Genomic DNA, 12691 nt, shown 5'->3' on the forward strand with positions numbered 1-12691 from the left:
GTTTCAAGGGAGATTCCACCATGCCATCTTTCCATCCGCCCCAAGCGGGACCGGCCTTGGTTCTGATATTTTTCGCAGCCCTGATGCTGGCTGGCTGTGGGCACACCGTCAGTGAGCCCCCCATTTCGGAACCCGCTCCGCTGGGCCCGATGGAAGCATTTCTGGCGGCCGAGCTTCCCGGACAGTCTATCGTTCTGGATGATCCAGAATTCGGAGAGAACATCCGCGTCACAGTGGAAGATATGTTTGTTTCCGCCAACGGCGAACACTGCAAACGCGGGACAGTGCTGTCCAGTCACGGCAATGCCGAGGTAGTCGTCATATGCCGCGACAAAAACGGATATTGGAAAATGGCTCCCAGAGTCTGGGGGCATGCCATCGAACCCTGATTTCCGCCAATGGCGCAACCGATCTCTTGCCGTGACCAGAAAACTCCTCTTCCCTCTCGCACTGATTTGTCTGTTCTCCCTGGGCGGTGCTCCATCCGCCGCCACGCTTCCACCTTACGGAGCGAACCTTTTTCAGGGCAATTTCGTCCGCAACCGGGCAGATGCCGTCCTGCTTCCCGGCGATCAGGTGGTTCTGCGCCTGTGGGGCGGAAACTTCACGGTGGACGATACCTTCAGGGTCGGTCCGGACGGACATGTCGATCTTCCTGAAATTGGCCTCGTTCCGGTATCGGGACTGGATCACGGCCAGCTGGAGGAAGCCTTGCGCAGTAAACTGGCTGCCGCCGGGCATTCCGGCGTCCAGGTTTACGCGGCGGCGCTGAATGCGCGGCCCGTAGCCATCTTTGTAACGGGCGGCGTGGTCAGACCAGGACTGTACACAGGCGCGCCCGGCGATCCGGTGCTCAGCTTTCTGGACCGGGCCGGAGGCATTGACTCCGAGCGGGGCAGCTATCGGGATATCCGGCTGATTCGCAAAGGCGAATCCGTTTCCACTTTCGATCTGTATCCTTTTGTACGTCAGGGAGCACTGCCCTCCGTTCGACTTCAGGACGGCGACACCCTGTTCGTGTCGGACAAAGGGCCATGTGTCACGGCCACAGGCGCGGTCCGCAACGCGGCGCGGTTTGAATTCCTCAAGGACCGGTTCACGGGAGCCGTCCTCGCGGAACTGGCCGAGCCCACGGCCCAGGCATCGCACATTGCGCTCACCGGGACGCGCAACAACAGGCCCTACAGCACCTATCTGCCCCGCAAGGAACTGGGGAGCCTGCATCTGGAAGATGGCGATCAGATTCAGTTCATCGCGGACACCACCAGCAGCACCATTCTCGTGGAAGTGCAGGGAGCGGTAATGGGAGCGTCGCGGTTTCCCGTACGCCGGGGAGCGCGACTGCAGGAAATCAGAAATTTCATTGCCGTGGACCCGGACCGGGCAAGCCTGCAAGACATCTATATCAAGCGGCTGAGCGTGGCCGCCCGGCAGAAAAAAGCCATCACCGAGTCCCTGCGGCGGCTGGAAGAGACAGTGCTTACCGCCTCGTCCGCCAGCTCCGAGGAAGCGCAAATCCGGTCCAGAGAGGCGGAAATGGTCGCCAAGTTCGTGGAACGGGCCAAAGCGGCCGAACCGGAAGGCGTAGTCGTGCTGGATCGTTCGGGTGCATCCGATATCACTCTGGAGCACGGCGACATCATCGTCATTCCGTCCAAAAGCGATGTGGTTCTGGTCAGCGGAGAAGTCATGGTTCCCCAGGCCATGCTCTGGGGAGAAGAGAAAAAGCTGGAAGACTACGTACAAGGCGCCGGAGGCTACGGCAACAGGGCCGACCCCGAACGCATCCTGATTCTGCACCAGAACGGGGCCGTGTCCCAAAACAGCGGCGACATCAGACCCGGAGACCAGATCCTGATTCTTCCCAAGGTGGAATCCAAAAGCATGCAGGCGGTGAAGGACATTTCCCAGGTGCTCATGCAGGTTGCGGTTTCCACACGCGCCCTGATCGGCCTGCCCTCGCTGCTGTACTGAATGCAGGGCACATCCCTCCGGCCGGGTGCAAACGGCGGGGGAGCCGCAAGTTCCGTGGCCTTCAGCGCCCGGCCGCGCCCAGGATGCGCTGGGCCATGAAGGCCGGAGCCATGACCTGACGCATGGTCCCGGATGTCTCCAGACTGCCGGAGTTGTTCAAAGGCGCGCTTTCCAGCGCCGACGCCAGAGCCTCCTCGAAGGCTGTGCGCAAAGCGGCGAAGGACGCCTCCACTTCAGGATAGGTGTTGTCTTCCCGCCAGGGCAGCTTCAGGCTGTCCGAAAGCTTGCCGTCCTTGTGGGAAGGCGTCATCAGGCTGTACCAGACCGACGGCGTCCATTGGCCGCGCTCGTTCTGGCCGGGCCAGCAGAATGTCCAGCTGGCTTCGGGTGGCTTCGGGATCGTGCTCATGACCCGCACGGCATGCAGGCACAGGCCGCGTTCAAATTCGTTCAGAACGGCCGTATAGTGCAGCACAGGCCGGTAATTCCCCCGTTTCTTGACGATGTTCCATTCGATTTTCATGGCGTCTCCATGCCGATGACCTCCCCGAAGGGAGGAGAAAGCGGGCTTTCGCGCACCGTAAGCCACAGTACCGGGTACCCCGGGTCTTCCGGGTACCGGGAACACTGCATGTCCGTGAAATATATGAGACAGGCCGGGACGACCCCCTCTCGCTCCAGAGCCTGAAACGGCGGGCGGAAATCCGTTCCGCCTCCCCCCGCCGCCGCAAGCTGCAGAGGCATGTCCCGCCGGGTCAGTCGCTTAAGCGAAGTGAGTGCCGCGTCACAGGTCAGAAGAGTCAGTTCTGTGTCGAATTCTTCCAGAATGGCCGAGATCTCCGCCGAAAAGGCGTCCAGATGTGTCTGCTCGATGCTCCCGGACACGTCCACGGCCACGGCCACATTATCCAGCTCCTGACTGTCCAGCCCCGGAAGATACAGTCCCGCGTGCAGATAACGCCGGTTGGGCCGGACCCAGGAGAAATCGTTGCGCGCGCACTGCGACACAAAGCGAGCCAGCATCTCCCGCCAGCCGATCCTCGGAGCCAGCAGATTCCCGAACAACCGCTCCACGGAGCCGGGCAGATTTCCCGCCTCTTTGGCCGCGCGCATGGCCTGGGCCACATTCATGCGCCACTCATCTTCCGCGCCCGGACCATCGTCGCCACTGCCCATGGATTTCACCGGAGCATCGCGCACTTCGCCGCTCCGGCCGGGGTCGGCATTGTCTCCACGCTCTCCGGCCAGTCCGCCGCCGCCTTCGGTCCGGCCTGCTCCGGGAGGCTCTTTCCTGCCCGGGGCTCCGCTCTGGTCCCGCCCGCCAAGACCGCCCTCGCCTGCGGATGCGTTTTCATCCCCACCGGATGTTTCTTCCCGGCCGCCCGTACCCTGTCCGCCCGGCCGCTCCTCCATTTCCCGCAGCAGGGTTTCATAGATAAGGTCGGCGCTTTTGCCGTGATGAGCCGGATCGTCCAGAAAACCGTCAGGCAGGCGGATGCCCGCCTCCAGCAGGATGGGGTTGATGGCGTAGTCGCAGGCCCGGTTCCACAGCCCCTGGTCGCGGCCATCCCGGCGCAGATGATGGGAACAGGCCAGGTGCAGCACCTCGTGACACTGCATGCCTTTGATCTGTTCCAGACTCTGAGCCGCGATGTAGGCCGGATTGTAGCCCAGAGTTTTCCCGTCGGACCATGCCGTGTCGCAATGCGGATCTTCGCGCAGTTCCAGACGCAGAGCCAGCGTGGCGAAAAAAGGATGGTCCAGAACCAGCTCGGCGCGGGCCTGCACCATTCTGGCATGGGCCGAAGTCATGCCTGGACCAGCAGGGAGCTGTTGGCGCGGGCCCAGTCGTGAAAGGCGTCCGTGTCTACAATGTCCGGTTCCGCAGCCGCCGCGTCGCGCATGAGCAAAACCCCGAATTCGGCGGGCAGACGCCCGGCCAGAGTGGCCAGACTGGTCATGGTCAGTTCCGAAGCCCTGCGGGCGAGGGCCTCGCACAGGGCGTACACCACGGCCGGGTCCTCGGGAATGGGCACCCGGCCGGGATCGGCCAGAACCTCGTCCACGGAGGGCATCTGGGCGTATACTTTCAGAAATCCCATGCATTCCAATGCCGCAGCCTCGCCCACAGCGCCCCTGAGCAGCCCAAGAGTCGTGCTCCAGTGCGGACCGGCCTGCAGAATGCGCGAGGCGAATTCCCACGAGCGGGGAGAAGGAAAGGCTTTTTCCGACCGGCCCGGTTCGAAGACATGCAGAAGTTTCGGCCGGAAACGCAGAAAATGGCGGATGCGCGGGTCGATACCGGCTTTTTCGGCCCACTCCTGCCAGTCCTGAGGATCAGGATCGAAATCCAGATGGATCAGCCGGTTGGCCAGAGCCGACGGCATGCGATGCGTCACCGCCCGGTCCGACTCCCGGTTGCCCGCCGCTACCACGATCCAGCCTTCCGGAAGTTCGTATTCGCCCAGCTTGCGGTCCAGAATGAGCTGATAACAGGCGGCCTGCACCAGTGGCGGAGAGGCGTTCAGCTCATCCAGAAAAAGCACTCCCCGTCCGGTGCGAGGCAGAAAGGACGGCGGGCACCACACGGCGGCGCCGCTTTCGTCGATGCGTGGAATGCCCCGCAAATCTACAGGATCAAGCAGCACGGCGCGCACGTCCACCAGCCTGAGCCCGCGTTTTGCCGCCACCTGGGCCACGACCTGACTCTTGCCCACTCCCGGCGCACCCCACAAAAATACAGGCTGACAAATATCGGAAAGGGTTTCAAGCGCACTGACAATCTCGGAAGGCTTCATAATTCAAGGACTCCTTGATCGATTTCGGAGTCAGATAATCAAGCACACAGTTTGAATCAACTAATTATTTATCAACGAAAGATGTTCCGCTCCCGACAGGGCGAAGTCCTCTGGCCGACCTGGCAGGCATCAGGTTGCCTTTCTCTTCTCCCTCCAGTATTTTCCAGCCCCGCGATCATGACCAAGGGCCCCCAGATAACGGATTTTTCATGTCTACATTCTCCGACCAGCTGTTGATCAAAAGCCTGTTTCAGGCCCCCATCCAGGATCATCTGGACCAGGAAATCGTTCAGGCCGAATCCCGGCGCTTCACCTATGCCCAATTCCGGGAGCGCGTGGCCCGTCTGGCCGCCATGCTGGCCGGACAGGGCGTCGGGCCCGGGGATACCGTGGCGGTCATGGATTACGACAGTCACCGCTACCTCGAATGCTACTTTGCCATCCCATGATGGGCGCGGTGCTGCACACGATAAACATCCGGCTTTCACCCGAGCGGATGGGACACACCATCGCCCATGCCGAGGACAAGGTAATCCTGGTCAGTGCCGACTTTCTGCCCCTGCTGGAACAAATCCGGGACAGTCTGGGGACAGTCCGGCGGATCGTTCTCCTTACGGATGAGCCGCAAACTCTTCAAACTTCTCTGCGTCTGGACGGAGAATACGAAGCACTGCTGGCCGGCAGTGTCCCCCTGCCGGATTTTCCGAATTTCGACGAAAACACTCGGGCCACCACATTCTACACCACCGGAACCACCGGCCAGCCCAAGGGCGTTTTCTTCAGCCACCGACAGATCGTCCTGCACACTCTGGCCGGGGTGGCCGCCCTGGCCTCCAATCCGGTCCAGGGACGCTTTCACCGCGAAGACGTGTACATGCCCATCACGCCCATGTTTCATGTCCACGCCTGGGGCATTCCGTACATGGCCACCCTGCTCGGCGTGAAGCAGGTCTATCCGGGCAAATACGTCCCCGAGACGCTGGCCCGGCTCATCCACAAGGAGAAGGTCACCTTCAGTCACTGCGTGCCCACCATCCTGCACATGCTGCTCACGGACCCCAAATGCGCTGGCTATGACCTGTCCGGCTGGAAAGTGGTTGTCGGCGGCGCGGCGCTGCCCAGAGCGCTCTGCGATACGGCGCTGGACAGGGGCATCGACGTGTTCGCGGGTTACGGCATGTCCGAAACCTGCCCCATCCTGACGCTGTCCCATCTGTCCGGGGCCGAGCTGACTTCCGACAGAGAAACGCAGACATCACTGCGTACCCGCACGGGAAAGGCCATGCCCATGGTCCGGCTGCGCCTGATCGACGAGGCGGGACAAACCGTACCGGATGACGACAGGACTCCGGGAGCCCTGCAGGTACGCGCGCCCTGGCTGACGCGATCCTATCTGAAGGATCCCGAAGACAAGGCCGGGCTGTGGTCCGAAGGATGGATGAATACCGGAGACGCGGCCTGCCGCGACAGTGCGGGGAGCCTGCGCATCACGGACAGGACCAAGGACGTGATCAAGACCGGAGGGGAATGGATCAGTTCTCTGGAGTTGGAAGACATCATTCTGCGGCACCCGGCCGCGGCCGATGCGGCGGTCATTGCCAGACCGGATCCGCGCTGGGGAGAAACCCCTCTGGCGCTGGTCGTGCCCAGGCCGGAGGCCGTGGAGCCGGAGCGGGAGATCGTCCGGCATGTGAAGGAATTTGTGACCAGGGGCGTACTGCCCAAAGAAGCGGTGCTGGTCCGGGTGCGCCTGGTGGAAGCCATACCCAGAACCAGCGTGGGCAAGACCGACAAGCTCACGCTGCGGGCGGTCTATCTGGATAAGGACGACTGAAGGGCAGCCGAAGCAAACCGCCCGGATTCACACCGGAAAACCGGTTCCCTCCCGGCCTCAGGGCCGGTTTTTTCTTCACTTTTTCAAGGAGTATTCATGCACGCCACCATTCTTCTCGTGGCCTCGTACATCAGCCTGCAGATCTTTTCCGATATCGGCTCCCTGCGCATCGTCAGCCTGGCGGGCATGTCCATCGACGCGGGCACCTTCATCTACCCGCTGACGTTCACCCTGCGCGACATGGTGCACAAAATCATGGGCAAGCAGGGCACGCGGATCATGATTCTCACCGCGGCCGGCTTCAATCTGTTCATGGCCGGGTATTTCTGGCTGGTGTCCATCCTGCCTCCGGACCTGGAGGTGGGCCCGCAGCCGGAATTCGGTCTGGTGCTGGCGCCGCTGTGGCGGCTGGTTTTCGCCTCCATCATCGCGGAAGTGATTTCCGAACTGACGGACACGGAAGTGTACAGTCTGTGGAAGGAACGGGTCACCCGCAGGCATCAGTGGTCGCGGGTACTGGTCAGCAATGCGGTCAGCATCCCTCTGGACAGCCTGCTCTTTTCCTGGATCGCCTTCGGCGGACTGTTCGAGGCCGCCGTGGTTTGGTCCATCTTCTTCAGCAATACCATCATCAAGTTCGCCACCACTCTGGTCTCGCTGCCCGCTATCTATCTGGTCCGGGACAGGGAAACGCATTGATGACAGACCGCAGAAATCCCGGCAGCCGGGACACTCATTCTCCCCGGCCCTCATCCACGCTGATGCCGTAAGCCTTGAGCTTGCGGTACAGATAGGTCCGCTCAAGGCCGATGGTCTCGGCCAGGCGGCTGATATTGCCGTCGGAGCGGGCCAAGCTTCTGCGCAGAAAACGCTCTTCGAAGCGGGCTCTGGCTTCCTTGAAATCCGTCAATTCCTCCAGCGGGTCCGAACCTCCGTTCACGGTCCTGGCCCGGTATTCAGGCGGCAGCATGGCCGCGTCCACTTCCTGGCCCGGATAGAGAATGAAAATACGCTCCACGAAATTCTTCAGTTCACGCACATTGCCGGGCCAAGCGTAGGTTTTCAGCACGTCCAGAGCCTTTGAAGTCAGCCGCACCGGGCGCAGATTGTGGTCCTCCACCATGCGCGCCGAAAAAAAACCGATCAGTTCCGGGATATCCTGAGCCCGCTCCCGCAGAGGCGGAACGGACAAGGGAAAGACGTTGAGGCGATAGAAGAGATCCTGGCGGAACCGCCCGGCCAGTATCTCCTGCCCCAGGTCCTTGTTGGTGGCCGCGATAACTCGTACGTCCACATGAATGGTTTTGGTTCCGCCCACCCGCTCGAAGCGCTGCTCCTGCAGGATACGCAGAATCTTTGCCTGGGTCTTGAGGCTCATATCCCCGATTTCATCCAAAAAAAGCGTGCTCTGGTTGGCCAGTTCGAACTTGCCCTTCCTGGTTTTGTCCGCCCCGGTGAACGCGCCTTTCTCGTGTCCGAACAGTTCCGATTCGATCAGCTCCTCGGGAATGGCCGCGCAGTTGACGCAGACCATTTCCCGCTGTCCCCGTTTCCCGGCCAGATGAATGCACCGGGCCGCCACTTCCTTGCCTGTTCCATTCTCGCCGGTGATCAGCACCCAGGCGTCGGACAGCCCCACCTGACCGATCAGTTCCCGCAGCTTCACGATCTGTGGCGACGACCCGGTGATGACCGGAGAAATTCCGGACCCGATCCGAGAACGCAGGGCCTTGTTTTCGCGCTTCAGCCACGAAAACTCCAGAGCTTTGGCCGCGGCCGCCAGAATGCTGTCGAGCGACAGGGGCTTCTCGATGAAGTCGAAGGCCCCGCCCTTCAGGGCGGTAACCGCCGTCTCGATATTACCGTGGCCGGAAATCATGATCACCGGGATGTCCACGCCCTTTTCCCGCAGGGCCCGAAGCGTCTCCATGCCGTCCATGCCCGGCATCCAGATGTCCAGAAAAACGAGATCGAAATCCCCGCCGCACAGCATCTCCAGTCCATCCTCGCCGCATGAGGCCTCGCTCACCCGCCAGCCTTCGTCCTCCAGAATGCCGCGCAGAGAAAGACGGATGTCCTGTTCGTCGTCGATAATGAGAATGGATGCGCCGGAAAACATCATTCCTCCGCTCTGGCCGCCGGAAGTTCGATGACAAAGACCGTCCCCGACGGGTCTCCGGGTTTGACCCGCACATGACCGTGATGATCGCCCACGACGGATTTGACGATGGTCAGGCCAAGACCGGTTCCGCCGCGCTTGGTGGAGTAGTACGGCTCGAACATGCGCGCCTGCTCCTCGGGCTTGATACCCGGACCGTTGTCGCCGATCTCCACATAGACGCGGCCCTTGCGCTTGCGGGCGTAGAGAACCGCCTCCACCCGGCCGTTTTCCCGGCCGGACAGGACCTCCGTGGCGTTGAGGAAGATATTGTACAAAGCCCGGTGCATGGCCTCGGAGTCGAGCATGACCTGCGGCACGGACTCCGCACGTACGGCCCACTGAATATGCGTGTAACTTCTGGCGAACACGTCCGCCACTTCCCGCAACAGGGGCTCCAGGGCCCCCGGACGGAGCCGGACCTCGGGCAGTTTGGCGAAGGCGGAAAACTCCCGCACCATTTCCTGCAGGTGCTCCACCTGCTTGACGATCAGCTCCGTGCACTGACTGAACACCGGATCGCCGATCCGGCTTCCAAATTTGCGCTCCAGCCGTTCGGCGGACAGCTTGATGGGCGTGAGCGGATTTTTGATCTCGTGGGCGATGCGCCGGGCCACTTCCTTCCAGGCATCCAGCCGCTGCATCTTTTCCAGTTCGGATATGTTCTCGAAAACCGCCACGATGCCGCTGTCGCCGCCTTCGCTGTCCATCAGGGCCACGGCGTTGACCAGAAGGCGGATGCTCTCCCCGTCGGCCTCCAGATCCAGCCGCCGCTGCCACTGCGAGCCGGGACTGCTCTCCAGCAGTGAACGCACCTCCTCCACCAGCCCGCGGTGCTCCGGTCCCAGAAGCTCCAGGGCGGAACGGCCCAGCAAAGCACCCTCCTCCACCCCGAGAATGGCCTCCGCCGCCCGGTTCATGGTCGTGACGCGGCCGCTGCGGTCCAGGGAGACCACTCCGGCGGTGATATTCTCCAAAATGGCCTGCACATAGTGGTTTCTGGCTATGAGCGTCTGATACTGTTCCTCCAGCTGCCGGTTGGCCCTGGTCAGCCGCAGGCTGCTCTGTTCCAGATCCTCGGCCATACTGTTGAAGGAACGCACCAAAAGACCCAGCTCGTCCCGAGAATCATCCATGAGCCGCACGGACAGATCCCCCCTGGCGATGCGCTGGGTGCCGGCCGCCAGAGCCTGGATCGGCGCACTCAGTTCTCTGGCCAGCCGGAATCCGAACCAGGTGGCCCCGAGCAGAATGACCAGCGTCATGAGTCCGAGGACCATGTACAGGGTCCATTTGAGCGGGTATTTCAGGGAGCGCAACTGTTTGTACTCGCCGACGCCCTTGGCGATCTGCTCCAGGCGATCCAGAAAACGCGGCCCCACCCCGGTTCCGAGGACAAGAAACAGGGTGCCCGAAGCATCCACAGGCATGATCCCCACCACCAGATCGCTCTCCCTGTGCGGCCACAGTGTGGCCCAATATCTGGGCTGCCGGGTCAGTTCCTCGTGGGGGATTTTTTCCAGAATCCCGGGCCAGACGTCCTCCCATACCGGGTCGGCAACCCAGGCCCTGGCCCACATGTCAGGGCCGAGGACTCCGGCCAGAGTCAGGCCGTACTCCGCACTCTTGGCTTTCAAGGCTTCGTTCAGGCTCTTACCCGTCCAGCCCATGCGGGATCTGCGGGCGTATTCCAGAAATCCACGGGCCTTTACTTCAAGTCCGGCCTCGGCGGAGGCGTAGAAATCCTGTCCCACGGTCAAGGCCTGATCCATGGAGGTTTCCACCTGAGAATGAAACCAGTAATCCACGGATGTCTGCACAAACCACAGGGAAAGCAGAAACATGATCAGAGTCGGCACCAGAGACAGGGTGCCAAACGCCAGCACCAGTCTGGACCGCAGGCCGGAGCCCAATACGCGGCGGCGCCGGTCCAGCATGAGCTTGATCACATTGCGCAGGACCAGAAACAGAACCAGGATGAGCAGGATCAGGTTGACATTGAACAGAGCGAAAAAGAGGTAGGATTTGAGCCCCAGAAGCCGCAGCTCGACCCAGCTCAGGATGATGATGAGCAGGACCGCCACGGCAGCCAGTACGATTTCCCGACGCCGCTTACGCCGCTCCTGACTCGAACGCTGCTGCACCGGAATGAAACGGGGGGCGTTCATGTCCTACCCTTGCGCCAGAGCCCGGCAGCCGTGACGGATTCCCGGTATCCAGAGCACATGCCCTTTCCGTGGCAGCTCTTAGTAGTCGAACTGCAACTCATAGACGGCCTCGGGCAGCAGGTCCCAGTCCACAAAAAAAAGTGACCGGCTGACCCATTGCGGGACGTTGGTCCGCTTGACCCGGAAGGTCAGCACCACCCGGTACAGCCTGTTGCGCTCCACCGCGTCCCAGCTGCCCATGGGCAGGCTCAAGGCTGACCAGAAGCGGTTCAAATCCGTGCGCAGCTCGGCGAAATCAACGGTGTGGTTGCCGCGGTAGTCGCGTACCAGACATTCTCTGGCGATGGGCTTCGCCGAGAGGGAACAAATGTAGGACGCCTCGGCCAACAGTTCGTTCCAGATGCCGGCCCGGCGGTGATACAGCTTTCCGGTGCAGACCACCTCGTACTCGCCGCCCTCCTGAAGAGCCCTCAACAGAGGGTCGATGTCGGCGACCACAATGCTGAATCCCACGGAAACCAGACCCTGGGCGTTGTCCACACCCAGATTACTGATAGAAATAAAATCGGCGCGGGCGTTGCCGCAAAGGCAAAGCGCAAACAAAAGCGTGCCGAAAAAGATACGTAATTGATGCATGCTGGACGGGATCCGTGGAAAAAATTGCTGGTATCTGTTCCGGCGTGGCCGTGGAAATCAGGAGCCCGGACCCGCCGGAATGCCATCGGTCCCGGGTTCCTGCATCCAAAAAAATTTCCGTACACACCGCGACACCGGCTTTTAGAAAGATAGTTCAAGGTCCGTTAGTTGACAACAAAGTCCGGCGAACCGTCTATGGATCATCGCCTCTTTAAGATCGAGCGGATTACGGCGTAGGCAGACCACCTGGGCGCTCCATTATAGAGGCTAGGTTCAGGCCTCATTAATTGAGATAGAAAATGACGGAAGCCGCGAGGCACAGAGCTGAAAAGAAGGTATGCGCGCAGCGGTCATAACGCATGGCAATTCTGCGCCAGTCCTTGATCCTGCCAAACATGACCAAAGATCTTGTGCCGCTGTTTATACAGATCGTTATCGTACGAGCAGGCTTTCTTTCGGTTCCTTCTGGGAGGGATGCAAGGCGTAATACCTCTGGCGAGCAGGGCGTCACGGGACCAGTCGGCGTCGTAACCACGGTCCGCCAGAAGCTCCCTGGCCTCGGGCAAAGCATCTATGGCATCCATAAGCAGGGCGGCTCCTTTGTAGTCGCTCACCTGGCCTTCTGTGAGCTTCATGACCAGGGGCCTGCCGTGACCGTCGCAAAGGGCATGGAGTTTTGAGTTCAGGCCGCCCTTTGTGCGTCCGATGCAGCGGGAAAGAGCCCCTTTTTGAGCAAGCTTGCGGCGGTACGATGGGCTTTGAGGTGGGTCGCATCGATCATCAATCGTCCATCTTTTCCCGCTGTTTTTGCCAATTCGGTAAAAATATTGTTGAAGACGCCCATCCGGCTCCAGCGCAAAAAGCGATTGTACAGCGTTTTATACGGGCCATACTCACGCGGTGCATCTTTCCATTGCAGGCCATGTTTGATGACATAAATGATGCCGCTGATGACTTTCCGGTCATCGACCCGCGGAATACCATGTGAACGTGGAAAGAAAGGCTTGATACGCTCGAGTTGTTCGGCAGAAAGATAGAAAAGTTGGCTCATGGCGTCCTCCCTGAGCACAACTAACCAACTTTCCTGATTTTTACAATTAATGAGGCCTGAGCCTAGCCTTCA

The 12691-nt window shown here is 60.8% G+C and carries 9 protein-coding genes and 2 pseudogenes; 4 read left to right on the forward strand and 7 right to left on the reverse strand.

From position 1 onward, the window contains the following. Positions 1-20 precede the first annotated feature (20 nt). Both AXF15_RS11470 and AXF15_RS11475 read left to right on the forward strand, forming a co-directional pair. On the forward strand, positions 21-389 hold the full coding sequence (locus tag AXF15_RS11470) for a DVU3141 family protein (RefSeq protein WP_066607616.1): 369 nt from the start codon (positions 21-23) through the stop codon (positions 387-389). Continuing rightward, on the forward strand, positions 373-1974 hold the full coding sequence (locus AXF15_RS11475; protein ID WP_083518023.1) for a polysaccharide biosynthesis/export family protein: 1602 nt from the start codon (positions 373-375) through the stop codon (positions 1972-1974). Before AXF15_RS11470 ends, AXF15_RS11475 begins: the two co-directional genes overlap by 17 nt. A 61-nt stretch (positions 1975-2035) precedes the next feature. Here the strand turns inward: AXF15_RS11475 and AXF15_RS11480 are convergent, their stop codons facing one another. From AXF15_RS11480 to AXF15_RS11490, 3 genes are read right to left on the reverse strand one after another with little or no spacing between them, the layout of a single operon-like run. Next, positions 2036-2497 carry a hypothetical protein gene (locus AXF15_RS11480; RefSeq protein ID WP_066607630.1) on the reverse strand — a complete coding sequence of 154 codons (462 nt, stop codon included), beginning with the start codon at positions 2495-2497 and terminating at the stop codon, positions 2036-2038. After that, a complete protein-coding gene (locus AXF15_RS11485) occupies positions 2494-3786 on the reverse strand; it encodes a vWA domain-containing protein (protein WP_083518024.1) in 1293 nt (430 codons plus the stop codon). Before AXF15_RS11485 ends, AXF15_RS11480 begins: the two co-directional genes overlap by 4 nt. After that, the gene (locus AXF15_RS11490) at positions 3783-4772 is read right to left on the reverse strand and encodes an AAA family ATPase (protein ID WP_066607636.1); all 990 of its coding nucleotides are present in this window, start codon (positions 4770-4772) and stop codon (positions 3783-3785) included. The genes AXF15_RS11485 and AXF15_RS11490 overlap by 4 nt, the downstream gene beginning before the upstream one ends. Before the next feature lie 209 nt (positions 4773-4981). On the opposite strand from AXF15_RS11490, the pseudogene AXF15_RS11495 reads away from it, so the two are divergent. Both AXF15_RS11495 and AXF15_RS11500 read left to right on the forward strand, forming a co-directional pair. Continuing rightward, positions 4982-6606: pseudogene (locus AXF15_RS11495) on the forward strand (fatty acid--CoA ligase). A gap of 96 nt (positions 6607-6702) precedes the next feature. Further along, complete coding sequence (locus tag AXF15_RS11500) at positions 6703-7305, forward strand: queuosine precursor transporter (protein ID WP_066607645.1); 603 nt, start codon at positions 6703-6705, stop codon at positions 7303-7305. 34 nt (positions 7306-7339) lie between these two features. Here the strand turns inward: AXF15_RS11500 and AXF15_RS11505 are convergent, their stop codons facing one another. The 4 genes and pseudogenes from AXF15_RS11505 to AXF15_RS13705 all read right to left on the reverse strand — a co-directional run bounded on the left by AXF15_RS11505 (position 7340) and on the right by AXF15_RS13705 (position 12619). Continuing rightward, positions 7340-8725 carry a sigma-54-dependent transcriptional regulator gene (locus AXF15_RS11505; protein ID WP_066607648.1) on the reverse strand — a complete coding sequence of 462 codons (1386 nt, stop codon included), beginning with the start codon at positions 8723-8725 and terminating at the stop codon, positions 7340-7342. Next, entirely contained in the window at positions 8725-10932 is a 2208-nt protein-coding gene (locus tag AXF15_RS11510; protein WP_066607653.1) for a sensor histidine kinase, read from the reverse strand. The genes AXF15_RS11505 and AXF15_RS11510 overlap by 1 nt, the downstream gene beginning before the upstream one ends. Before the next feature lie 78 nt (positions 10933-11010). Beyond that, positions 11011-11568, reverse strand: a complete 558-nt coding sequence (locus AXF15_RS11515; RefSeq protein WP_066607655.1) for a DUF4390 domain-containing protein — start codon at positions 11566-11568, stop codon at positions 11011-11013. A 283-nt stretch (positions 11569-11851) separates the two neighbouring features. Next, positions 11852-12619: pseudogene (locus AXF15_RS13705) on the reverse strand (IS5 family transposase). Positions 12620-12691: the final 72 nt, after the last annotated feature.

The organism is Desulfomicrobium orale DSM 12838 (assembly GCF_001553625.1).
Lineage (GTDB): Bacteria > Desulfobacterota > Desulfovibrionia > Desulfovibrionales > Desulfomicrobiaceae > Desulfomicrobium > Desulfomicrobium orale.

Bases quoted from the DNA above. Each gene is read 5' to 3' on its own strand.
- AXF15_RS11470 (WP_066607616.1), top strand. From the start codon at position 21: ATGCCATCTTTCCATCCGCCCCAAGCGGGACCGGCCTTGGTTCTGATA.
- AXF15_RS11475 (WP_083518023.1), top strand. From the start codon at position 373: ATGCCATCGAACCCTGATTTCCGCCAATGGCGCAACCGATCTCTTGCC.
- AXF15_RS11480 (WP_066607630.1), bottom strand. From the start codon at position 2,497: ATGAAAATCGAATGGAACATCGTCAAGAAACGGGGGAATTACCGGCCT.
- AXF15_RS11485 (WP_083518024.1), bottom strand. From the start codon at position 3,786: ATGACTTCGGCCCATGCCAGAATGGTGCAGGCCCGCGCCGAGCTGGTT.
- AXF15_RS11490 (WP_066607636.1), bottom strand. From the start codon at position 4,772: ATGAAGCCTTCCGAGATTGTCAGTGCGCTTGAAACCCTTTCCGATATT.
- AXF15_RS11500 (WP_066607645.1), top strand. From the start codon at position 6,703: ATGCACGCCACCATTCTTCTCGTGGCCTCGTACATCAGCCTGCAGATC.
- AXF15_RS11505 (WP_066607648.1), bottom strand. From the start codon at position 8,725: ATGTTTTCCGGCGCATCCATTCTCATTATCGACGACGAACAGGACATC.
- AXF15_RS11510 (WP_066607653.1), bottom strand. From the start codon at position 10,932: ATGAACGCCCCCCGTTTCATTCCGGTGCAGCAGCGTTCGAGTCAGGAG.
- AXF15_RS11515 (WP_066607655.1), bottom strand. From the start codon at position 11,568: ATGCATCAATTACGTATCTTTTTCGGCACGCTTTTGTTTGCGCTTTGC.